Here is a 24,043-nt window from a genome sequence, read left to right on the forward strand (position 1 = left end):
GGGTGAGTTGGTATTTTAAAAGTTTAGGAAAAAGAAAAATCATCGAGTTTATCATTTTTGCGTTATTTATCTTCTTTTTTCTGGGGCCGTTGATAAATTTAGCGTTGCTAGCTTTTTCAGGAAAATGGCAGTTCCCAGCGGCGCTGCCGCAGAGCTGGTCTTTTACCTGGTGGAAATTTGTACTTTCCCAGCCTGAGATTTTGAAGTCGATTGGATTGTCATTTCTGATCGCCATTGTCGTAACGGTGCTCTCCATTGTGGTCTGTGTCCCAGCGGCATATGCCTTTGCACGTATTCGATTTCCGCTCAGCAAGTGGTTCTTATTCTCGTTCTTGTTGACGAACGCTTTTCCAAAAATGGGCTTATACGTAGCGATTGCAGTGCTTTTCTTCAAGGTGGGTCTGATGAATACGTTCATGGGTGTTGTTCTGATTCATGTGGTTAACACGCTGATGTATATGACATGGATTCCCGCAGCTTCCTTCAAGAATGTGCACAAAGCGCAGGAAGAAGCGGCGAGGGATGCAGGAGCGGGGCCGTTCCGCGTGTTCTGGAACGTGACGCTGCCGATGTCTCTGCCGGGCATCATTGTCGCTTCGATCTTTACGTTCCTTTCTTCGCTGGATGAAGCGCAGGGAACCTTCATGGTCGGAATGCCTGACTTCAAGACGATGCCGCTTATCATGTACGGCGCTGTTCAAGATTATCCGGCAACGGCCGGGGCAGTCTTCTCGATTTTGTTGACACTGCCGACCATTATTTTATTGTTCGTATCCCGCCGATTCGTTAGCGCGGATGTAATGTCCAGCGGCTTCACCATGAAATAGCAAGGAGGCAGAGGAATGACTGCACAAGTACAATTATCAATCCAGAAATTAACGAAACGTTATAAGACGGGCGAAGGTGTCACCGGGATATCACTTGATATCAAGCAAGGGGAACTCGTTACACTATTAGGTCCTTCCGGCTGCGGCAAAACAACCGTGCTTCGCTCGGTCGGCGGTTTTCTGGAACCCGATTCAGGAGATATTCAAATTGCCGGCAAAAGTGTGCTCCATCTCCCCCCGGAGAAACGCCCGACCGCGATGGTGTTCCAAAGCTATAATCTATGGCCTCATATGACAGTATACGAGAATCTAGCCTTCGGCCTGAAAATTCGCAAAATGCGGAAAGAGCAAATTCGTGATGCGGTTGAACGGGCACTTCAGCTCGTTCGCTTACCCGGCGCGGAACAGAAGCGGCCTACAGAGCTGTCAGGCGGACAACAGCAGCGTGTCGCGGTTGCGCGTGCTCTGTTATTGGAGCCGGCAGTCCTACTGCTGGACGAGCCCTTCTCGGCGCTGGATGCCAAGCTGCGCAACGAATTGCGAGAGGAACTACGGGAAATTCAATTGTCCACGAAGTTGACGATGATGTTCGTTACGCATGATCAGGAAGAAGCATTGTCGCTATCCGATCGTATCATCGTCATGAACCGCGGCAATATTGAGCAGTCCGATTCACCGCAGCAAATCTATGATACGCCGAAGAGCTTGTTCGTCGCGAATTTTATCGGGCGCATGAATATGCTGGACGGAATCGCGGAGAATGGCAGCATCCAGATTCAGAATTGGGAGCTGCATGCATCGCCGGATATTAGCGGAAAAGTCGTCGTTGCCGTTCGTCCGGAAGATGTCAGATGGAAAGACGCATCGAACCCAGGGCTTGCAGCTACGGTGAAGCAAGTGATGGTGCTTGGGCATTATGCGGAAATAACATTGCTCACGGAAGCAGGCATTATCCGTATGTTTCTGCCGCGTGAGGAAGCTCTTGTGCTATCCAGCGGACAATCCGTGTCGCTTACTTTTGCCAAACATGCTGTCTATCCCCAGTCATCCGTTTAACAAACATACTATTAGGAGGGTTCACCCATGCGTATTATTAGCGGATTTAAACAAAAAGGAAAATTGCTTCTTCTCACATCACTTGCAGCTTTTACGCTTCTAGCAGGATGCTCGTCGAATGCGGGAAATGGAGATGGCTCGGCTTCCTCAAAGGATGCATCTGCAACGGGTAACGGTTCGACGGAAATCGCCTTCTACTTTAGTGGATCGCAGAATGTTCAGGAGTTGTGGGGACATCTAAAAGAAATGTACGAGAAGAAACAGGACAAAGTGAAGGTCAAGCTTGTATATATTCCATCTGGACAAGGGGAGCAAGCGACGATGAATCGTATCGTAGCTGCGAAACGAGCAGGTAAAGATACAGTTGATGTTGATCTTTACGAAGCGAACGGCGGACCCGATTTGATTGCTGACAAAAAGGATAGTGTATTCGAAGCACTAAATGAGCAGCAGATTCCGAATCTTAGCTTGATGAATCCTGCGAATATGGAGGATGTGGGCCACAAAGCGGTTCCTTACCGTTCATCATCGGTCCTTCTCGCATATAACAGTGCCAAAGTATCTGCGCCACCGAAAACATTGGATGAATTGTATGACTGGATTCATCAGCATCCGGGCCGCTTCGCTTACAATGATCCTTCGACAGGAGGTTCTGGCTCATCGTTCGTGATGACAACATTGTACAAATCGCTCCCTGAAGAAGCTATTCATAGTCAGGATGAGAGTATTGTACAGCAATGGGATCCAGGTTTCGCGAAGTTGAAGGAATTGTCCAAAGACATGTATCAGCAAGGGGTTTATCCGAAAAAAAATCAAGGTACACTGGATTTACTCGCGAACGGCGAAGTCGATATGATTCCGGCTTGGTCTGACATGGCGCTAGAACAATTGAACAAAAAATTACTGCCAGATACAACAAAGCTTGCTCAAATCGAGCCTGCATTCACTGGCGGCCCTGGACTTCTAGCGGTGCCAACGATGTCCCAGCATAAAGAAGCTGCATACGACTTTATCAATTTCGTGCTAAGTCCTGAAGCGCAGGCAGAAGTCGTCAATCAAATTTATGGTTTCCCTGGTATTGAATGGACGCATATGCCTGAAGAATTGAAGAAAAAGTTCGATAATGTATCCGTTGACTATCGTTCCTTCAATATCGGAGAATTGGGGGCTATTGCCAATAAGCGTTGGCAAAGCGAAGTAGCAAGCCAATGAACGGGCAAAGTGTAACACCATCGCTTCCTACCGGGAAATCGCTGAAACCTTCCATGTTCAGTCGCGGAGCAAGACGCTCCGCGCTTGGACTGGTCATGGTACTGCCTTCTTTCTTCCTATTGCTTTTTATGATTGTTGTCCCGATCTTTACATCGATACAAGAAAGTCTGAAAGGGAACGATGGAAACTTCACGTGGGATAACTATAAATATTTGTTCACCGATCCGGCGATGTCTAGCAGTATCAAGTATACGATCCACCTGACGGTGGTCTCGTCGATCATGGTTCTGGTCATTGCCTATCTGCTTGCCGTATTTTTGCGCTTCAGCACAGGCCGGCTGGCGAAGTGGATTGAGCGTCTATATTATATTCCAATGTTCATTCCGTCGGTCATTGCCACATACGGCATGATTAACATGTACGGCAATCACGGATGGCTCGCCCGGATCATGCTTTTATTTACGAATGAGCCATTTATGCGAATCATATATGATTACAAAGGGCTGTTGCTAGCGAATTTATGGTTCAATATTCCGTTCGCTACGATGCTGTTAAGCTCCGCACTATCTAGCATCCCCAATTCGGCCATTGAAGGTGCGAAGGATGTGGGCGCGGGGAAAATTCAAATTTTCATTCGGATTATTCTTCCATTATCGTTCAAATCCATGCTCGTTGCGGCAACGTTTGTCGTGATGGGGGTGATCGGAAGCTTTACGGCTCCGTTCCTGATTGGACCGAATGCGCCGCAAGTACTTGGCGTAGCCATGCAGCAGCAATTTTCAGTCTATTTTGAGACGGGCATCGCTAGCGCTTGCGCGGTATTCATGTTCGCGATCTGTTCCTTAGTCGGTTACTTCTATATCCGCAGCATGATGAAGGAAGAAAGATAGAAGCCAGAAGAAAGGCGGAATTGAAAGTATGAAAGATCTGTTAATCGTGGAAGGAACCTTAACGCCGCTTAGCTCCAAAACGCATATCACTTATCAATTCAACATTCCGGGACCTGCGGAAAGTCTTCGAATTGATTTTAGCTACAGTCCGAAAGTATTGGACGATAAAGAGCAGGCACGCGTGCTGATTGAAGAAGCGTTAGACAAGTATGTTGATCCCTCTTTACAAGCCGTATATAAGGAGCAATGGGAAAAATTCGCTCCGTTGAAAAACCTGCTAACGCTGTCCATCGACGATCCCGAAGGGTTTCGAGGGTCGGCACACCGCCACCCAAACCATCAGCACCACGTCCTATCGCCTCACGAGAGTTCGCCGGGATTTTTTGCTGGACCGATTCACGAAGGTGTGTGGCGGGTAACGATTAGCGTTCACTGTGTTGTAACATCGGAGTGCCGCTACCAACTGCATATCCGGGAAGGAGAGATAGATCATGAAGTGGCTTCCATTTGAATTACACACCCATACCCCTCATAGTGACGGCATCCATACCTTGCTGGAGATGTGTAGGAAGGCTGCGGAGCTTGGGTTTCGGGGCATCGCACTGACCGATCATAATACGACTTCGGGGATGGCGGATGCGGCACAGGTAACAGAAGAGACAGGCGTTGCGATTATTCCGGGGCTTGAATGGACGACCTTCTACGGACATATGCTGACGCTCGGCGTCCCGTATTGCGAGTGGCGGGATCTCGGGCCGAAGGACATTCATAAAGGAATTGATCGCGTGCACCGTCAGGGGGGCGTGGTGGGCATCGCTCACCCATTCAGCTTGGGAAGTCCCATCTGTACAGGCTGCCACTGGGAATATGAAATTCAGGACTGGAACCAGGTTGACTATATGGAAGTGTGGCATGAAACCTTGCCCCCGATGCGGAACCATAACGCACCTGCATTCGAGCAATGGACGAATCTATTGAATCAGGGCTATCGCATCGCGGGAACGGCCGGCCGGGACTGGCATCATTCGAATGACGAGAGCGATCCGCCCGCATACACGTATTTAGGAATCGTGGGTGATACGGACGCTTTGACTAAAGAACAAGCGGTGGATGCGATCCGAACTGGCCGAATATGCATAAGTATGGGTCCGCTTGTGACGATTGAACTGCAGGCTGACGGACAAAGCTACCACACAGGTGATGTGATTCGTCGATCCGATTGCGCGAACGTCGAGACCGTTGAATTGACGGTTCGTATTGATCATCCATCGATAGCAAGCCGCCGCCAAATGGTGCAGGAAGAGGGTCTGACGGTCATCGTTGAATCCAATTTGGGCGAATGTTGCCGCAGCGCCTTAGCCGATGGTGCGACCGTGTTCCAACATTCGATTCGTCCAGAAAAGCTGCTGTGGCTCCGAGTACGCCTGTATGGCATGCTTAGCGGCGTTTTGTCGACGATTGCATTTACGAATCCGATTTATTTTGAAGATTAAATTGGGAAGGCGAAATCTTAGAGAAAGCAAACTTAGGGAGGAGTGGACAACATGCATTTACCTCAAATTATTGCGCATACCGGTTGTGAAGGGAAACCTGACAATACATTGGGATCCAGCCTAGCTGGGCGGGATGCTGGCGCGGAAGTGCTGGAAGTTGACGTGAGATCGACGAAGGATGGAATTTGTGTACTGTACCATGACGATGATTCTTTCATTTCTGAGCTTACTTATGAAGAACTGCTGGCAAAGAACCCCATGAATCTCCCAGCTGGCTGCGTGCTTGAACGACTTGAGACGGTCCTTCTGGCGTTTAAGGGACAGACGGTTTCCTTTAATTTAGACCTTAAAGAGGAAGCCGCAACATTTCCGACCATTGAACTGGTGAACAGACTGGATATGTGGGACCAAGTTTATTTTACTGGCGCTACAAATACAATGGCACAAACACCGTATCGTGGTAGAGTCATATGGAATACACCGGAAAATTTACGCGAAATGAGCACGGACAGCTATGAAATCATGGCGCAGAATATGTGCGAGATGGCCGCACGTGAGGGATATGCAGGAATCAACATGGATTATCCGTCATGCCGGGAATATATGGTGCATTGTGCGCATGCCCAAGGGCTCCGAGTTTGGATCTATACCGTGCAAGACATCGGGTTGTTCCAGACCTATGCAGAGATGAAGGTGGACGCTGTCTCGACGCTCCATGTATCTGCAATGGCGACCCTTCGGGCGCAGCTGAATGTCCTTTCATCTTCCTGAATTTTGATTAGAAGTGAGGATTGCCAGGTATGGGTGTGAAAATTAAGGATGTAGCACGTGTGGCAGGCGTGTCCGTCACGAGCGTATCCCGCGTCTTGAACAAAGGCGAGCATGTTAGCGAGAAGCTGGAGAAGAAGGTTCTCCGAGCGATTGAGGAACTCAACTATTCGCCCAGTCTAATCGCCAAGAGCCTGAAGCGGAATAAGACGAATTTGATCGGGGTGATCATCCCGGATATTACGTCTCATTTTCAGGCAACGATTCTTAGCAGTATTGAGGAGACGGCCGGGAAAAAGGGCTATAACCTGCTCGTATCCAACATTGTGGAAGATACCGAAAAAGTTGTAAAGTATCTGAATGTGTTCCAAGACATGCGTGTTGATGGCATCGTTCTGATGCATGCGAAGATGAATGACGATATCCGGCACTTTCTGACGAAAACGCAAATTCCGCTCGTGGTCCATGCCGACCTGGGCATGAATCTGCCAACGGTCATCATTGACGATTACAAGGCCGGTTACGATGCAACATCTTACCTCATTCAGGAAGGTCATCAGCGCATTGCGATGATCGCGGGAGACATGCGGGACTTAAGCGCGGGCAGAAAGCGGTATGAAGGCTACCTAGCTGCATGCAAGGATCATGGTTTGACAGTGGATGAATCTATTATCCGTTTTGGCGATTATAAGCTGGCAACCGGTTACAAACTTATGAACGAGCTCCTTACAGAAGCCGGCGGCTCCTTTACCTCTGTATTCGCGGCGAGCGACGATATGGCGGTTGGCGCTATGAACTGTATTCAGGATCACCAATTGCATATTCCGGGCGATATTTCCGTCATGGGCTTCGACGGCAGCCAGATCGCTGATGTCGTCAGGCCAAGACTTACGACAATCAAGCAGCCTGTGGACCAAATCGGGCAAATGACGATCGATCTGCTCCTGAACCTCATTGAACAGAGTGCTGCTCCGTCAAGCTTACAACCGATGAGGAAGGTTATTCTGGCACATGAGCTGATTGCGAAGGGAAGCTGCCGCAACATATCAGGAAAGATTGGCCCTTTAATTCAGTAGAGAAGGCGTGCGAAATGAACAAACAACAAGATAAACCTTTGACATTATTCGGATTGACTTGGCCCATCTTTCTGGAACAGTTTTTGCAGACGATCATCTTGAACATTGACACGCTGATGCTTAGTAAGTATTCAGATCGAGCTGTAGCCGCCGTAGGTGTGTCCAGCCAGATCTTAACCGTGGCGTATCTGATGTTCGGATTCGTTACGGTAGGGCTCAGCGTATTTATATCTCAACTGCTGGGCGCAGGCAAAGAACAGGAGGCTTCCAAGGTGGGCTCCATTTCTATGGGCTTAAATTTAATCTTTGGCGTCGCAGTAAGCTTAATTTTGGTAGTTTTCGCTAAACCGCTGCTGGTGATGATGAAGCTGCCGCCGGAATTGATGGAGGAAGGCTACACATTTTTATTCACGATGGGATGGTTCTCTTTTATCGTCGCCATCATGAATACGGCGAACGCGATTTTGCGGATGCACGGTTTTGTGAGACAGATGCTTTTATTATCCTTTGCTGTCATCGTATTGAATGTGATTGGGAATTATCTCTTCATTTACGGGCCTTTGGGCATTCCAGTGCTTGGCGTGAAGGGGGTTGCACTGGCGACGGGCATGAGCCGGATCATCGGGTTAGCGATAGTGTTGTATATGCTTATGAAGTACATGCGTCACCCGCTATCTTATAAGCAAATGTTCCGTTTCCCTATCGACTACGTCAAAGAGATCATGAAGATCGGCATTCCGTCAGCAGGCGAGAATATCTCTTATATGGCATCACAAGTTTTTATTACGTATTTTGTTGCGATTCTGGGTACTGCTGCACTGACGACCAAAATATATACTCAGAACATCACAACCTTCGTATTCTTGTTCTCGGTGTCGATCGGACAAGCTACGTCGATGATCATCGGGCGATTGATTGGAGCAGCCAAATATGATGATGCTTATCGGCAATGTTATCGGAGTTTAAAAATCGGTCTGCTGATTACCTTCGGCATTGGATGCTTGCTGAATGTGTTCTCTAGGCCGCTGATTAGCTTATTCACCAGTGATGAGGAAGTTATCCATCTGGGGCAGATGCTGATGCTGCTCTCGCTTGTACTCGAGGCCGCAAGGGCATGCAATGTGATCGTCATTGCCGCACTTAACGCTGCAGGGGAAGTGAAATATCCTGTTTTTATGGGGCTTATTTCCATGTGGGGTGTCAGCATTCCGCTTGCCTATCTGTTTGGTATCGTATTTCATTTAGGCATACCCGGCATATGGATCGCTTTTATTGTGGATGAATGGCTGCGCGGTGCGCTCATGCTGCTGCGGTGGCGCACGCGCAAATGGCAGCAAATCCGGTTTAACCTGATTAGCAGGGCAAAAGAAATGTAACAGAAACAGGGTACTCTCGCGACTTTTGATCGTTTCTGAGAATACCCTGTTTTTTGGTGTGTAGGAAAGCAGAACAAGACATGGTGTCGTTCTAAGCTAGCTAGTTAGCACAGGGGTTAGATCCCACGCTTTATGAAACTCTTTTGCTGCACCTTGCACTTCCATCTCTTCAAAGGTGATTCCGCGATGCTGCAAGGCTTGAATTCGTAAACTGTTTTTCTTAACCTGAACATCTATTTCTTCAATGGATTGGGTTTCACTTTTGTCGAGTGCAATGGCAAGCTGCAGCAATGACCCAAGTTTGTATATTCGCGAATAGTCATGCTCATCAAGTATTTCTTTGTACTCGACAGCCATTTGACGGGCACGACTTTTGGTCGTATATGAGGCGATGATGGCGCTTAGTACAAGCTCACGATGGGTTATGCCGTATAACCGCGCATGCATGATCATATAGAAGGTGTGTTGGTTATATCCATAATAATCAATGTTCGTACCGATCCGGTAGAGTAATGATGCAATATGCAAATAACGAGCGTCCTCTTCAGGCAGACCTTTATATTCACGGAGCCCTGCAAATAACAATCCGCCTAATCGATCCACTTGGCGAGTATGTTCTTGCGGTAAGGATGACAAATGCAGAGCAATGAGATTATGTAAACTGTATTCCAGTACATCAGGAACGAGTGGAGCGTCAGGTTGAATCATTTCATAGAACAAGCCGTCACGAATTCCAGAAGCGCTCATGATATAGTGACTGCAACCGCAGTGCTGGAATAAGGTTTGAAGAATAACAATCCCGGGGCAGATAATATCCGCACGATCCTTGGATAAGCCTGGAACATTTTTACGCTTGGATAAGGGAAGCGCACGCAACTTCTGCAGCATTTGGGATACACTTTCGTCTTCCATTTGGTAATGATGGATCCGGTTCAAAGGATACTTCGTACGAAGCTGTTCGATCTTGGCAATCGTGCGCACGGCTCCGCCTAACCCGATCATGGGTAAGCCTGGAGCTTCAGCTAACCAAGGTTCTTCTAGCATGGCTTGTCTCACCATATCTTGAATTCTTCGCATATCTGAGTCAGATAGCGGATCGCTTTGTCCATAGGTTTTGGAAGTGTTTACGCAACCGAAAGGGAACGAGATGCTCTTAACGATTTTCCGGTGACGAAACAAAGATATTTCCGAACTTCCACCCCCAATATCGATCAGAAATCCATCTGTCACATTCAAACTATTGGCCATTCCGATGAAGCCGTAGTATGCTTCCTGTTCCCCGGACAATACGTCGATTTGTAATCCCGTCATGCTATTTAAATAGGAAATGATCTCATCCCGATTGGATGCGTTTCGAATGGCTGCCGTAGCGGCTATTCGAATTGTGTCTACATAGTGAATGTCACAAATACGCTTGAAATGATTTAATTTATCAACCATGGGTTGAAGTTGAAGGATATCGATTCGATGATCTGAGTCGACGAGTTCGCTTAACCTTGCCGTATATTTACTTTCATCAATGACTTGGAAGGCCCCGTTCTCTGAACGGCCGTAGACCACGAGCCGAATGGAATTGGATCCGATGTCGATGATGCCTATACGTTGTGTATTATGCATGCGGATGCCCCTTTTCTACTATGATTTCTGCTATTGTATCATCATTTCAAGATCCTATGAAAGCTGTTACAAAAAACCTTGATGGGTGTGATAAAGCAATTCTATCCCTTATTTCTAGGTTTCATGTTCACATAACAGTCGAAGTCTTATATTATTAGTATAGCAAGAAGTATTGACAAATAGAGGGAATCGGATTTTTTTTACAGTTTACTTCGCTAAACTTATCATTTTCTATCGTTATATTCGCGGCAAACATGCAAAGGAGAGAGGTTTATGACAGCGACAAAAGGCTTAGAAGGAATTGTTGCAACAACTTCATCGATCAGTTCGATAATTGACGGTGTGCTTACGTATCGTGGCTATAACATTGATGATCTTGCAATAAATGCAACTTTTGAAGAAGTAATCTATTTACTTTGGTTCGGAAGACTTCCGTTGCAATCAGAGTTGGATCAATTGTTGAGTGAGCTGAGTGCTGCTTCTACAATTCCTCCTCAAGTGATTGAGCAAATTAGATTATACCCTAAAGACACCAATACGATGGCTGCATTGCGATCAGCTGTCTCTGCACTTGCTTTGTATGACGAAACAGCGAATGATATGACTCCCGAAGCAAACACACAGAAAGCGATTAAATTGCAGGCGCAATTACCTACGATTGTAGCCGCATTATCCCGTATTCGCTCTGGCTTAGAGCCCATTGCTCCCAAGTCCGGCGTTACTATTGCACATAACTTCTTATACATGTTGAACGGTGAAGAACCAAGCGACTTGGCTGTGCAAGCCTTGAATCAAGCGCTTGTATTACATGCGGATCATGAGTTGAACGCTTCCACGTTCGCAGCTCGTGTAACCGTAGCCACGTTATCCGATATTTACTCGGGCGTGACCTCTGCGATCGGTGCATTGAAGGGGCCTCTTCATGGCGGAGCGAACGAAGCGGTTATGGTCATGTTGGAGGAAATCGGATCCTTTGATCAAGTGGAAGATTTCATTCAGACAAAGTTAGATAACAGAGAGAAGATCATGGGCTTTGGCCATCGTGTATATAAGAACGGGGATCCTCGCGCCAAACATTTGCAGAAGATGTCGCAAGATTTGAGTCAATTGCAAGGGAACTCTGAATTATATGAAATGTCCGTTCGAATCGAAGAGATGGTTACCGGCCAAAAAGGCTTGAAGCCTAATGTAGATTTCTATTCCGCTTCTGTATATACGATTCTTGGCATTCCAAGAGAGTTATTTACCCTCATCTTTGCGATTAGCCGTGTATCCGGATGGACAGCGCATATCTTGGAGCAATATGAGAACAATCGTATCATTCGTCCACGCGCAGAATATACAGGCCTTACCAATCAAAAATATGTTCCGATTCAAAATCGTTAAACTTTCAGGTATGATCATAGAAGAAGTAGTTTCATAGATTTCGCAAGTAGATGAAGGAGGACTTTATTTTATGCAACTCGAGAAATTCGCATTACCAACCGAAGGTGACAAAATTACAATTGATAACGGGAAATTACAAGTACCTAATCAGCCCATCATTCCATTTATTGAAGGCGATGGCACAGGTCGCGACATTTGGAAAGCTTCCAAGCGCGTACTGGATGCAGCGGTTGCCAAAGCGTACAATGGCGAGAAACAAATCGCGTGGTACGAAGTATTCGCAGGAGAGAAAGCGTTTAATGCGTATGGCGAATGGTTGCCTAACGATACATTAACAGCGATCCGTGAATATATTGTAGCTATCAAAGGACCTTTGACTACGCCGATCGGCGGCGGTATTCGTTCTTTGAACGTTGCGCTTCGTCAAGAGCTGGATTTGTATGTATGTTTGCGCCCGGTTCGTTATTTCGATGGCGTACCTTCACCTGTCAAACGTCCTGAGCTTGTGGATATGGTTATTTTCCGCGAGAACACAGAAGACATCTATGCAGGTATTGAATATGCTTCTGGATCTGAAGAAGTGAAGAAAGTACTAGAATTCTTGCAACAAGAGATGGGCGTGAACAAAATTCGCTTCCCTGAGACTTCCGGTATCGGTATCAAACCTGTATCTGAAGATGGTTCGAAACGTCTCGTTCGCGCTGCTGTTGAATATGCTATAGAACATGAACGTAAGAGTGTAACGCTTGTTCATAAAGGGAACATCATGAAATACACCGAAGGCGCATTCAAGAACTGGGGATACGAAGTGGCTGAGCAAGAGTTCGGCGATAAAGTATTCACATGGGATCAATACGACCGTATCAAAGCGGCTGAAGGCTTAGACGCTGCGAACAAAGCTCAAGCTGATGCGCTTGCAGCAGGTGCGATTCTAGTCAAAGACGCGATTGCAGATATCGCATTGCAACAAGTATTGACTCGTCCAACGGATTTCGATGTGATTGCGACATTGAACTTGAATGGCGACTATTTGTCCGATGCCCTTGCAGCGCAAGTAGGCGGAATCGGTATCGCTCCAGGAGCGAACATCAACTATGTAACAGGACACGCAATTTTTGAAGCAACACATGGTACAGCACCGAAATATGCGGATCTTGACGTTGTAAATCCGGGTTCCGTTATTCTTTCCGGCGTGATGTTGCTTGAGCACTTAGGCTGGCAAGAAGCTGCGGATTTAATCTATAAAGGGATGGCTACTTCCATTAACAACAAAACCGTTACTTACGACTTTGCACGTCTAATGGAAGGCGCTACAGAAGTGAAATGTTCTGCATTTGCAGACGAAATTATTAAAAACATGTAGTTCACATGAAGGAGGCAATCGTAATCATGGCGATTCAACGTAAAAAAATTACTGTTGTAGGTGCTGGGTTTACAGGTGCAACCACTGCCCTTATGTTAGCTCAAAAAGAACTTGGAGATGTCGTATTGCTCGATATTCCCCAACTTGAGAACCCAACGAAGGGGAAAGCGCTAGATATGCTTGAAGCGAGTCCTGTTCAAGGTTTTGATAGCAGCATTATCGGTACATCCAATTATGAAGATACTGCGGATTCCGATATCGTGATCATTACTGCGGGTATTGCGCGTAAACCTGGTATGAGCCGTGATGATTTGGTGAGTACGAATGCTGGAATCGTGAGATCGGTCTGCGAAAATATTAAAAAATATTGCCCAGAATCGATTGTCATTATCCTTAGCAACCCTGTTGATGCGATGACATACGCGGCCTATGAAGCGCTTGGCTTCCCTAAAAACCGCGTGATCGGTCAATCCGGCGTCTTGGATACAGCTCGTTACTGTACATTTATTGCCCAAGAATTGAATGTTTCCGTGGAAGATGTTCGCGGGTTCGTGCTTGGCGGTCATGGGGATGATATGGTTCCTTTGGTTCGTTACTCCAATGTTGGCGGGATTCCAATTGAGAAATTAATTTCTGCTGAGCGGATCGAAGCCATCGTACAACGCACACGTGTTGGCGGCGGCGAAATCGTAAACTTGTTGGGTAACGGCAGTGCATACTATGCGCCAGCAGCATCTCTTGTCCAGATGGCTGAAGCGATTATCAAAGATAAGAAACGTATTATTCCAGTTATTGCCTTGCTTGAAGGCGAATATGGCTATAATAACTTATTCTTAGGTGTTCCAACGATTCTTGGCGGCAATGGCATCGAGAAAATATTCGAACTCGAGCTGACGCCAGAAGAAAAGGCAGCACTAGATAAATCAGCTGAATCCGTGCGGAACGTCATTCAAGTTGTCTCCGTCTAATGAACTCATAACGATAGGTATGAAACCTGAGCGGCCATAGGTATTGGCCCTCAGGTTTTTTTATTGCAGATTTTATAAAAAGTACCTCCAACCTAAGTAAGCAAGCCTTCCTCGACTTTTTCGTCCGGATGAGCTTTGCTATTCCCGCAGACTGATAGATTGAGCCTCGTAAGGGTATCCTACCTATGCATAATACATTGAATAGGAGGCTCATACATGCCACAAAGTCAATCCAAGCAACAACCCATTCAACCCCCGCAGCATCAGAACCAGCAGCCCGGAATAGAATCTCAAATGAATCCTCGTCCTCTATTTGAGGGGAAGAATTATAAACCGGCAGGGAAGCTGACAGGGAAAGTCGCAATCATCTCAGGGGGAGATAGCGGGATCGGAAGAGCCGTATCAGTTGCCTTTGCGAAGGAAGGCGCAGATGTTGCCATTCTGTATCTTAACGAAGATGCCGATGCGGCGGAGACGAGAACATGTATTGAACAGCTAGGACGCAAATGTCTGATCATTCCTGGCGATATCGGGGACGAGAACTTCTCAAAAGACGCAGTGAAGCAAGTTGTAGCTGCGTGGGGGAAAATTGATATTGTCGTGAACAATGCTGCCGAGCAGCATCCGCAGAAATCCTTGGCTGATATTACGGCAGAACAGCTGCAGCGTACGTTCAAGACGAACATATTCGGGGCATTTTATTTAACGAAGATGGCGCTTCCGTATTTAACGCAAGGGAGTGTGATCATTAACACCGCCTCGATCACGGCTTATAAAGGGAGTCAAGATTTACTGGATTATTCGGCAACAAAAGGAGCCATGGTAGCCTTCACACGATCTCTAGCAGGCTCCTTAGTGGGACAAGGGATTCGTGTCAACGGTGTTGCACCGGGTCCGATCTGGACGCCATTAATTCCCGCAAGCTTCGACGAACAGCAGGTAAGCACCTTCGGATCGGATACACCTATGGGACGTCCGGGGCAACCCGAAGAATTAGCTGCAAGCTATGTTTTTCTTGCGAGCCAAGATTCGACGTATATGACAGGACAGATGATCCATGTGAATGGCGGCGAAATCGTGAATGGATAATCGGAGTCCCGGAATGTCCTAGGCCAATTTGTATCGATTTGATGTCGGCTAACGAATGTAAATAGCAGCAGCTCAATAGGCAGGAATGGACAAGAACCGTAGAACGCGTGCTCAGGGCATACGCTGCGGTTCTTTTATTAAACCTATATCTAACCTTTATCGTTCTTCTTCGAATGGCTTCGATAGTGGTTTTTCTCACCACATCAGAAAGTATGAAATTTGGAGAGGTGGCCGACATCAATTCAGAGTGCAGGAAACGGGATGAGGAATGAACGGACACAGGAGCCCTTATTATGCAAAAAGCGTTCAAAATGCAGGTTGATCGGACACAGGAGCCCTTATTCTACTATAAATAGGGTATATACTCATTATTGGTATAGAATAAGGGCATCTGTGTCCGCAAAATCGGCTAATCTGTGAGTATAGCAAAGAATAAGGTCTCTCGTGTCCGCCTTTGCTCCCGGATTTCTACGACAGTTGGTTTGAAACACCAACACACCTCTCCTATCGACCAACGTATAGGTTTACACAATAAAGAACCGTCGGGTGATCTTCACTGACGGTTTTTCTCATGGTAAAAAGCACTCAAATTGCAGTGTGAGCGGACACAGGAGCGCTTATCATGCTAAACATAAGTTATATACTCAGGATTAGTATAGAATAAGGGCATCCGTGTCCGCAAAAGCGGATAATCTTCATTTTTCACTATTCCGTCTCCGATAACTCATCGAGTGTTTTCTCGAAACTCGGCGCAAGATACTGTAGAAAATATTCGACTTCGGGCATATCAAATGCTTGTAATTTTGCAATCGTCTGTTTCTTCGCTTCTGCAAACTCCCGGTTCCCTGCCGTTAATTCCGTTACGCATTTCAGATAGGCATCTAATAGATCCGCTGCTTTCACATATTTGTGTAATTCGGGATGTTCTGATGATTTACTATCCAGCAAGGGAGAATAGGCAGCGAGTAAGCTTGGCGGCACCATACTTACCAAACGTTCGGAAGCTATACTTTCAATTTCACGGAAGTTAGCTAAGATTCGTGGATTGTGATGTTTTACGGGCGTCGGGATATCTCCTGTGAACACTTCTGTCGCGTCGTGAAATAAAGCTAACGTGATCGCATGGTTCGTATCAACATGTCTTCCAAATTCGATATTCCCGATCGTACAGAGCATGTGGGTGAGTAGAGCGACATGAAAGGAGTGCTCAGCGACATTTTCAGGCATCACATTTCGCATGAGACTCCAACGTTCAATATACCGAAGCCTATACATATAGGCTGAAAAATGCTTCTCCATTTTCTTCGAATCCTCCATCCCATTGACTTGAATCCATGATACCACAGACGCAGCGCAACTTCTTAAAAATGGGTTATTTTTAATTTCTACTATGTTATTATAGAGTGGATGGGTAAAATAGGAACTTCGTGAATCAGGAGAGGGGCTAATGGCTAACATGCAGCATTTTGAAGAGAGTGTGTACCAGTTAATTGTTGAAACTTCGACGAATTTGCCAGCTGATGTGCGCCGTGCGGTGAAGGCAGCGCGTGAGGCGGAAGATCAAGCAACTCGTGCAGGAATCGCTTTATCGACGATTGCTCAGAATATCGAGATGGCCGAATGTAATGTATCGCCGATTTGCCAAGATACGGGCATGCCGACATTTATCGTGCATACCCCCGTTGGAGCGAACCAAATCGTTATGAAACAGCAAATTAAAAGTGCGATTCAACGTGCTACGAAAAATGGTAAGCTGCGCCCCAATTCCGTGGATTCCTTAACGGGGGCCAACTCCGGAGATAATATTGGACCGGGTGTGCCTGTGATTCATTTTGAACAATGGGAGAAAGATATCATCGATATTCGTCTTATTCTCAAAGGCGGCGGTTGTGAGAATAAGAATATTCAATATAGCTTGCCTGCGGAGATCGAAGGATTAGGCAAAGCAGGTCGGGATCTCGACGGGATCCGCAAGTGTATTATGCATGCGGTATACCAAGCGCAAGGCCAAGGCTGCAGCGCGGGATTCATTGGCGTAGGAATTGGCGGAGATCGCACAACGGGGTACGAGCTGGCTAAACATCAATTATTCCGCAAGGTGAATGATGTGAACCCGAATGAAGATTTAGCGAAGTTAGAAGCGTATATTGTGGAGAATGCGAATAAGCTAGGCATCGGAACGATGGGCTTTGGAGGACAGGTTACCCTGCTGGGGTGTAAAGTCGGAGCCATGGATCGTCTTCCAGCGAGTTTCTTCGTATCCGTTGCGTACAACTGCTGGGCATACCGTCGTCAAGGTGTGTTAATACAAGCAGATACAGGCGAGATTCAAGAATGGATATATGAGCAAGGTACGGATGAGGCCATGCAAGATTCTTCAACAGGAGCCGTGGAAGCTGCAGCAGGCGAAGCAGAGCAAGCGAATAGCGAACGTCGTGAAGTTATTCTGACCACACCGATTACGGAAGAACAAATTCGTTCACTCCGTGTAGGCGATGTCGTTGTCATTAACGGTGAAATGCATACCGGTCGCGATGCGCTGCACAAATATTTAATGGATCATGATGCTCCTGTCGATTTGAATGGTGCTGTCATCTACCACTGCGGACCCGTGATGTTAAAGGATGAAGAAGGCTGGCATGTCAAGGCGGCAGGTCCTACGACGAGTATTCGCGAGGAGCCTTACCAAAGCGATATCATTAAAAAATTCGGTATTCGTGCGGTCATTGGTAAAGGCGGCATGGGACCGAAGACGTTAGCAGGATTGAAAGAACATGGTGCGGTCTACTTGAATGCCATCGGCGGTGCTGCTCAATATTATGCAGCGTGCTTGAACAAAGTGAATGGCGTCGATTTCATGGAGTTCGGCATTCCAGAAGCGATGTGGCATTTGCAGGTGGAGGGCTTTGCGGCGATCGTGACGATGGATTCCCATGGCAACAGCTTACATGCAGATGTCGAACAGGATTCACTGACAAAGTTATCCCAGTTCAAGGATCCGGTGTTCAAATAATATGCCATCGTTCGGTATTCAATTGAATCATATCACCTAAGAAGTATATGTCTCTGATTATCCCCGGCTCTTTGCTGCTGGGGTTTCTTTTTGCGCCATGGCTTTCAAGTGGTGTAGGTACTATTCCGTACTCTTCGGATTTTCAACGTTCGTGATGGGCATGGGATGTGGATTGGAACATTAAAAGTGGGTATTTCCTGCGTCAAAGGTTACTTTTATCGCCGTGGTCATGCTCAATGCCTCCGCGATTGCACCTTACGTGAAAGAATTTTGTCCATGGATATGTTGAAGTTAATCCCGATGGTTATTCTATTCGTAGCGATGTGTTATCTATTCTCATTCAGCAGCCGATGGTCACTTGTTTTCATGCTGTTTACAAAAAATTAACATGGGCGCGGGTAGTCAAAGAAGACGAGTCTAGGTACGATAAGATGTAGACTCTAACAAAGGATGAGATCCATGAAGAAATTTAAAGTACGCCTTACGATTATTTTTATCGTACTCATCGGATTATCGATGACCATTTCCGGGTTATATATGGCTCAAATGTTCCAAAAGACGCATATTACAGCCTTGGAAGAAAATATGACCCGGGAAATAAATATTATCAATGATACATTATCTTGGGATCAAGTTGGCACACGAGAAGAAGATGAAATGCAGTTTCTTTCGAATGAAGCGTCCCTCCTGAGTAAATCGTCGGGTGCTCGCGTTACATTTATTCGTCAAGACGGAAAAGTATTGGGCGATTCGGACCACACGCCGAACACGATGGACAATCATTTGAATCGTCTGGAAATTGTGAAGGCGAAAGAAAAGGGTCTAGGAAGTGAAATCCGCTACAGTAATACCTTGCATGAAAATATGCTCTATGTTGCCGTGCCGATCTCCAATACGCCGCATTTTGAAGGGTATATTCGGTTAGCCATGAGCATTTCCAAGGTGGAGCATAGTATCCGTTCACTGTGGTTTGTGTTGACCATGGGGTTATTGGTGCTGTTCGTCATCGCAGGGATCATTAGCTATCGTATTGCTCATAATTTAACGCGTCCATTGGAAAAAATAACGAGAGTTGCGAATCAAATTTCTCATATGAATTATCGGTCTCGCGTAGATATTAAAAATAAAGATGAAATCGGACAATTGGGTATTGCAATAAATACGATGGCAGATAGCCTGCAAGTTCAAATGAATCAAATTCATGAGAATGAAAACCGGTTAAAAAATGTGTTGGAGCATATGATAAATGGGATTATTATGGTAGATCCTTCTGGCCGTATTGTTCTCGTGAATAAAATGGCAGAGAATATTCTTGGCATTGAGACCAAGCATTTGCTCAGTCGTCAGTTTTCCGACGTAAAACAACAATATGAAATGATTAAGCTCATCAAGGAAGGCTTGGATAAGAAAGAATTACTGCGGGATGAGGTCACCATCTATTTCCCAGAGGAACGATTGTTAGAAGTGAATGTTGTGCCGATGTTCTGGGAAGAGGAAGAAGAGGATTTCGGCGGTATTCTGGTACTGATGCAGGATCTATCTGCGATTCGTCGCCTGGAACGAATGCGCAGCGAATTTGTTGCGAACGTGTCGCATGAGCTGAAGACGCCGATCGCCGCGGTGAAGGGATTTGCTGAGACCCTGTTAAGCGGTGCGGTGAGTGATCCCAATACGGCCAATTCGTTCCTCCAAATTATTTATGATGAGAGTGAGCGCCTCAACCGTCTGATTGGGGACATTCTGGAATTGTCCAAAATCGAGTCCAAGCGGGTTCCACTTCAATTCTCGCCGGTTGAGCTTCATAGCTTTGTGGGATCTACGGTGGACGTACTTCGAACAGAGGCTGGGAAGAAGCAGATCGATCTGCAAGTGTCTGTCCCAGAGCAGTTATATGCGGAAGCGGATGAAGATCGGCTTCGTCAGATTATCCTGAACCTCGTCTCGAACGGAATCAACTATACGCCAGATGGCGGACTTGTAAAAGTCATCTTGGAGCCCATGGACATGACGGATGACGGTGATTACGAGAAAATTCGCCTGATCATATCGGATACCGGGATTGGAATACCCAAAGCGGATTTACCGCGGATTTTTGAACGGTTCTATCGCGTCGATAAAGCAAGATCAAGAAGTTCAGGCGGCACTGGGTTGGGATTATCCATTGTAAAGCATCTGGTTGATTCCCATGAGGGAACGATTCGCGTGGAGAGTGAAATTGGCGTGGGTACGCGGTTTATCATTGAAATTCCTGTGGTTCATGAGCAATAACATATAGATTTGAGGTGTAATATGGAAATGGTTAAATTTTTTCACGCCTATTTACAAAATATTTACACCAAGTTTACAATCTAGTGGTATGATTAGTTTGTTATTTGAGATCGGACTGTGCTTTTAAGGGAGGTTATGCATATACATGTCGCAAAAAATATTAATTATAGAGGACGAGCCCACATTAGCTCGATTGTTGTCATATAACTTGTCGCAAGATAGCTATGAAGTGACGGTTGTTGATCATGGCACGGAGGGACTACAGGCTGCCTTACAGAAAATTTTTGACCTGATTATTTTGGATATCATGCTTCCTGGAATGAACGGATTTGAAATTCTAACGAAAATTCGCCAAGCAGGGATACGTACACCCATTGTAATTCTTACAGCGCGTAATGCGGAGGAAGAAGTCGTTCAAGGCTTGAAGCATGGTGCCGATGATTATATTACAAAACCATTTGGTGTCGCTGAACTTCTAGCTCGGGTATCTGCCGTGCTTCGGCGCACGTCTAGCGATGATGCTTCATTGACGCAATCCAACACCAAGGAAAATGTCATAACGGCAGGCGAGCTGCTTATTTATCCGGAGAAATATGAAGTGGTACTGCATGGGGAAGTGATTCCGCTTCGACCGAAGGAATTTGAAGTACTTCTCTATCTTGTACAGCGTCCGGGCATGGTCATTACAAGGGACGATCTTATGAATGTCGTCTGGGGCTTTGATTATATCGGCGGTCAGCGTACGGTAGATGTGCATGTCAGCTCACTTCGCAAGAAGTTGGAGATGAACCAGCAATCCGTCCAGATTGACTCGATCCGAGGTGTAGGCTACAAACTCGTTCTTAATAAAAAACTGAGTGTTCAACGTTAATTCTGAATATAAAAACAAGCCCAACGCCTGTGCGTTGGGCTTGTTTGTTTTAGGTGTGATCTTCTTTGGCAATCGTTCCCCACCAGAACAAGACAAAGATCGCACAAAAGAGAATCAAAAAAGGCGCACAGAAGAGAAGGAAAATCTCCATGGCTCAAATACCTCCGAATACGTCATTTTTTGCTGTACTTTCCGCGAACATATTGTGCATCGAATAGAAATAAACGCAAGAGAAGATAGAGGGAAGGTACCAATACGACGAGTCCCAAGAGAAAGACGATGATCAGCGCAAGCGCCATCGCGTGATTGGTGAAGTGATCGTGCACCGTCAAATAGGGGACGAGAAGATAAGGCAGATGCGACTTCCCATAGCCAAAGAAAGCAAAGAAATACTGCAACATCACGAAGAGGAACGAAAATCGCAGTTTACCCGGCTTCCATACGAGATATACGGCAATGGCATAACAAATGAACGAAGCAATGAAGAACCAGGCATTGTCCACCATCTTATTGAAATGCTCCAAGTTATGCTGCCGAATGGCGAAGAATACCCATAAGCTGCTTAGGATGGTCGGAATTGCCCAGAAGAGCGCATAACGCCGCAATATATGCAGGGCACCTTCATCCTGAGCTTTGCCTGCATAATACGATAAGAACATCGCGGATATGTACAACACGCTGACAATGGCGAGGACAACGACAGACCAAGAATATCCGCTGGTAAATAGCTTATGATAGTCCAGCGACACGACGCCGTTGGTCTCTGTGATGTACCCGCCTTCTGACAGCGTAAGTACGGTGGATAGCGAAGCGGGGATTAACAGTCCGCTTACACCATACAAGAACATGTAGAATTTGTTGTTGCGATTCCCGTATTGGCTGAAGACATAGTAGACGCCGCGTACCGCTAACAGAATGATCGCAATACTTCCCGGGACGAGAAGCGACGTACCGTAGTAATAGGCGGTTTCTGGGAAGAATCCGATAATCCCCACGAAGAAGAAGACGAGAAAAACATTGGTCACTTCCCACACGGGGGTAAGATACCGTTCAATGATCGGATGTATTTTATGCCGCTTGCCCGTCAATACGCTAAAGAAGCTGTAGAATCCGGCTCCAAAATCCACGGAAGCAACGATTAAGTACCCGTATAAAAAAATCCACAGCACCGTAATCCCTAAAATTTCATAGCTCATATCTTACACCCCCTTTAGGCTTTTTAATTCTTCTTCCGCTGGATTGTTCTTGAACATTCTGCGCAGAATGAGCGCGCTGCTGAGTCCAAGTACGAAGTATAAGGCGACAAAGAGCCACAGCATGATGTCGACTTGACCTGACTTGGTTGCTCCTTCAGCCGTTTTCATAAAACCAACAAGAATCCAGGGCTGCCGACCAACCTCGGTATATATCCAGCCTGCTTCGATGGAGAGGACCGAGAGCGGTGCACCAACAATGATCAAGGATAGTAAATATTTATTGAGCGGTTTTACATCCCCGCTAGCTCGTTTGCGTTTACGGACCGCGATAACGAACCATACACCAATCACGAAGAGCAGCATCCCGATGGATACCATGAGATCGAACATATAGTGAATCCACAGCGGCGGCTGAAGTTCTTTGGGTGTCTCATTGAGCCCAATGACTTCGGAATTCGGCAGGCCGTGAGCCAGAATACTGAGCGCAAACGGAATACGCAGGGCATAACGGATGTTGTGTTCACGATCGATCACACCGCCTACAATTAACGGCGCTTGACGTTCTGTCTCAAAGTGCCATTCCCCAGCAGCAAGCTTTTCCGGCTGATATGCAGCCAGATATTTTCCCGATAAGTCACCGATTAATATGGTTGCAAGCGAGAAGATAAGCCCTGCGACCATCGTGACTTTGAGCGCTTTTTTGTAATACACATGGTTACGTCCCTTCAACAAGGCCATAGCTGACATTGCGCCAAGAATGAAGGCAGCTGTGACATATGCGGTTACGAGCACATGGGCGACTTTCGTCGGCATGGATGCGGTAAACATCGCGACGAGCGGTTGAATATCTGTCAGCTTACCATTTTCAGCAATGTTGAATCCTCTTGGGGTATTCATGAAGGCATTCACACATGTAATGAAAAACGCGGAACCCGATGAACCGATAACCACGGGAATGAGCAGCAGGAAGTGCTGCATCGGATTTTTGAATCGATTCCAGGTGTACAAGTAAATACCTAAGAAGATCGCCTCGATAAAAAAAGCGAAGGTCTCCATGAATAGCGGCAACGCGATCGATTGCCCTGCCACTTGCATGAAGCTTGGCCACAATAAGCTCAATTGAAGCCCGATGGCTGTACCTGTAACAACCCCTACAGCAACCGTGATCGTATACCCCCGGGCCCATCGACGGGCCATTAACAAATAGTGAGGATCCTTACGCTTAATTCCCATCCACTCTGCGAGTGCAATAAACATAGGGATACCTACGCCAATTGTGGCAAAAATAATGTGGAATGCGAGTGTAATCGCTGTAAGCATACGACTATAAATGACCGGATCATAATGATTCATCACAAAACCTCCTTTACATCAACCATTTCATCACCATGCGAGCTAAGGCAAGCAGCATAATCGCAGCCACAACTATACAGAGTTTTATGAGCCGTTGTTCTTGTTTTTGGATCGAACTTGTCGATTTTTGTTGCGTCATAGTACACCTCTTACAAAATTAGGAATTTCATACGGTCGTAATATGCCCAAAGTTTACATTTTTAGTACATAACACAGACATT

Annotated in this window: 22 protein-coding genes; 16 read left to right on the plus strand and 6 right to left on the minus strand. The window is 46.3% G+C overall.

Annotated elements, in window-relative coordinates; all coding sequences use genetic code 11:
- Window positions 1–2 precede the first annotated feature (2 nt).
- The 9 genes from BVG16_RS00615 to BVG16_RS00655 are packed head-to-tail and all read left to right on the plus strand — an operon-like array spanning window position 3 to window position 8,698.
- The gene (locus BVG16_RS00615) at window positions 3–827 is read left to right on the plus strand and encodes an ABC transporter permease (RefSeq protein WP_078496606.1); all 825 of its coding nucleotides are present in this window, start codon (window positions 3–5) and stop codon (window positions 825–827) included.
- Window positions 828–842: 15 nt separating this feature from the next.
- Complete coding sequence (locus BVG16_RS00620; protein ID WP_078496608.1) at window positions 843–1,883, plus strand: ABC transporter ATP-binding protein; 1,041 nt, start codon at window positions 843–845, stop codon at window positions 1,881–1,883.
- Window positions 1,884–1,910: 27 nt separating this feature from the next.
- Window positions 1,911–3,095: an extracellular solute-binding protein gene (locus tag BVG16_RS00625; RefSeq protein WP_078496610.1), complete on the plus strand. Its 1,185-nt coding sequence runs from the start codon at window positions 1,911–1,913 to the stop codon at window positions 3,093–3,095.
- Between the two features lie 53 nt (window positions 3,096–3,148).
- Window positions 3,149–3,985, plus strand: coding sequence for an ABC transporter permease (locus BVG16_RS00630; protein WP_078497238.1), 837 nt, complete (start codon window positions 3,149–3,151; stop codon window positions 3,983–3,985).
- A 28-nt stretch (window positions 3,986–4,013) separates the two neighbouring features.
- Window positions 4,014–4,496, plus strand: coding sequence for a hypothetical protein (locus BVG16_RS00635; RefSeq protein WP_078496612.1), 483 nt, complete (start codon window positions 4,014–4,016; stop codon window positions 4,494–4,496).
- A complete protein-coding gene (locus tag BVG16_RS00640) occupies window positions 4,477–5,478 on the plus strand; it encodes a CehA/McbA family metallohydrolase (protein ID WP_078496613.1) in 1,002 nt (333 codons plus the stop codon). The genes BVG16_RS00635 and BVG16_RS00640 overlap by 20 nt, the downstream gene beginning before the upstream one ends.
- A 51-nt stretch (window positions 5,479–5,529) precedes the next feature.
- On the plus strand, window positions 5,530–6,249 hold the full coding sequence (locus BVG16_RS00645) for a glycerophosphodiester phosphodiesterase (RefSeq protein ID WP_078496614.1): 720 nt from the start codon (window positions 5,530–5,532) through the stop codon (window positions 6,247–6,249).
- 29 nt (window positions 6,250–6,278) lie between these two features.
- Window positions 6,279–7,322, plus strand: coding sequence for a LacI family DNA-binding transcriptional regulator (locus BVG16_RS00650; RefSeq protein WP_078496615.1), 1,044 nt, complete (start codon window positions 6,279–6,281; stop codon window positions 7,320–7,322).
- Between the two features lie 14 nt (window positions 7,323–7,336).
- A complete protein-coding gene (locus BVG16_RS00655) occupies window positions 7,337–8,698 on the plus strand; it encodes an MATE family efflux transporter (protein WP_078496616.1) in 1,362 nt (453 codons plus the stop codon).
- Between the two features lie 96 nt (window positions 8,699–8,794).
- Here BVG16_RS00655 and BVG16_RS00660 read toward each other — a convergent pair whose 3' ends face one another.
- Window positions 8,795–10,315: a Ppx/GppA phosphatase family protein gene (locus tag BVG16_RS00660; protein ID WP_078496617.1), complete on the minus strand. Its 1,521-nt coding sequence runs from the start codon at window positions 10,313–10,315 to the stop codon at window positions 8,795–8,797.
- Window positions 10,316–10,588: 273 nt separating this feature from the next.
- Here BVG16_RS00660 and citZ point away from each other — a divergent pair, with 273 nt between their 5' ends.
- The 4 genes from citZ (at window position 10,589) to BVG16_RS00680 (ending at window position 15,121) form a co-directional block, all read left to right on the plus strand.
- Entirely contained in the window at window positions 10,589–11,701 is a 1,113-nt protein-coding gene (gene citZ, locus BVG16_RS00665; protein WP_078496618.1) for a citrate synthase, read from the plus strand.
- A 70-nt stretch (window positions 11,702–11,771) separates the two neighbouring features.
- The gene (icd, locus tag BVG16_RS00670; RefSeq protein ID WP_078496619.1) at window positions 11,772–13,064 is read left to right on the plus strand and encodes an NADP-dependent isocitrate dehydrogenase; all 1,293 of its coding nucleotides are present in this window, start codon (window positions 11,772–11,774) and stop codon (window positions 13,062–13,064) included.
- A 26-nt stretch (window positions 13,065–13,090) separates the two neighbouring features.
- On the plus strand, window positions 13,091–14,032 hold the full coding sequence (gene mdh, locus BVG16_RS00675) for a malate dehydrogenase (protein WP_078496620.1): 942 nt from the start codon (window positions 13,091–13,093) through the stop codon (window positions 14,030–14,032).
- Window positions 14,033–14,248: 216 nt separating this feature from the next.
- Window positions 14,249–15,121 (plus strand): SDR family oxidoreductase, encoded by an 873-nt coding sequence (locus tag BVG16_RS00680; RefSeq protein ID WP_078496621.1) that lies wholly within the window; start codon window positions 14,249–14,251, stop codon window positions 15,119–15,121.
- A gap of 705 nt (window positions 15,122–15,826) precedes the next feature.
- Here BVG16_RS00680 and yfbR read toward each other — a convergent pair.
- The gene (gene yfbR / locus BVG16_RS00685) at window positions 15,827–16,420 is read right to left on the minus strand and encodes a 5'-deoxynucleotidase (protein ID WP_078496622.1); all 594 of its coding nucleotides are present in this window, start codon (window positions 16,418–16,420) and stop codon (window positions 15,827–15,829) included.
- A gap of 157 nt (window positions 16,421–16,577) precedes the next feature.
- Here yfbR and BVG16_RS00690 point away from each other — a divergent pair, with 157 nt between their 5' ends.
- The 3 genes from BVG16_RS00690 to BVG16_RS00700 all read left to right on the plus strand — a co-directional run bounded on the left by BVG16_RS00690 (window position 16,578) and on the right by BVG16_RS00700 (window position 21,273).
- On the plus strand, window positions 16,578–18,134 hold the full coding sequence (locus tag BVG16_RS00690; RefSeq protein ID WP_078497239.1) for a fumarate hydratase: 1,557 nt from the start codon (window positions 16,578–16,580) through the stop codon (window positions 18,132–18,134).
- A 459-nt stretch (window positions 18,135–18,593) separates the two neighbouring features.
- Window positions 18,594–20,402: a two-component system histidine kinase PnpS gene (gene pnpS, locus BVG16_RS00695; protein ID WP_078496623.1), complete on the plus strand. Its 1,809-nt coding sequence runs from the start codon at window positions 18,594–18,596 to the stop codon at window positions 20,400–20,402.
- Between the two features lie 145 nt (window positions 20,403–20,547).
- Window positions 20,548–21,273 (plus strand): response regulator transcription factor, encoded by a 726-nt coding sequence (locus tag BVG16_RS00700; protein WP_078496624.1) that lies wholly within the window; start codon window positions 20,548–20,550, stop codon window positions 21,271–21,273.
- 49 nt (window positions 21,274–21,322) lie between these two features.
- Here the strand turns inward: BVG16_RS00700 and cydS are convergent, their stop codons facing one another.
- Genes cydS through BVG16_RS33630 form a run of 4 tightly spaced genes read right to left on the minus strand, consistent with a single transcriptional unit; the run spans window position 21,323 to window position 23,961 of the window.
- The gene (gene cydS / locus BVG16_RS33950; protein WP_408635271.1) at window positions 21,323–21,424 is read right to left on the minus strand and encodes a cytochrome bd oxidase small subunit CydS; all 102 of its coding nucleotides are present in this window, start codon (window positions 21,422–21,424) and stop codon (window positions 21,323–21,325) included.
- A gap of 22 nt (window positions 21,425–21,446) precedes the next feature.
- Window positions 21,447–22,469, minus strand: coding sequence for a cytochrome d ubiquinol oxidase subunit II (locus BVG16_RS00705; RefSeq protein WP_078496625.1), 1,023 nt, complete (start codon window positions 22,467–22,469; stop codon window positions 21,447–21,449).
- 3 nt (window positions 22,470–22,472) lie between these two features.
- Window positions 22,473–23,822, minus strand: coding sequence for a cytochrome ubiquinol oxidase subunit I (locus tag BVG16_RS00710; RefSeq protein ID WP_078496626.1), 1,350 nt, complete (start codon window positions 23,820–23,822; stop codon window positions 22,473–22,475).
- Window positions 23,823–23,835: 13 nt separating this feature from the next.
- Window positions 23,836–23,961, minus strand: a complete 126-nt coding sequence (locus BVG16_RS33630) for a hypothetical protein (protein WP_269845568.1) — start codon at window positions 23,959–23,961, stop codon at window positions 23,836–23,838.
- Window positions 23,962–24,043 lie beyond the last annotated feature (82 nt).

The sequence above is a fragment of the Paenibacillus selenitireducens genome (assembly GCF_002021565.1).
GTDB lineage: Bacteria > Bacillota > Bacilli > Paenibacillales > Paenibacillaceae > Paenibacillus_K > Paenibacillus_K selenitireducens.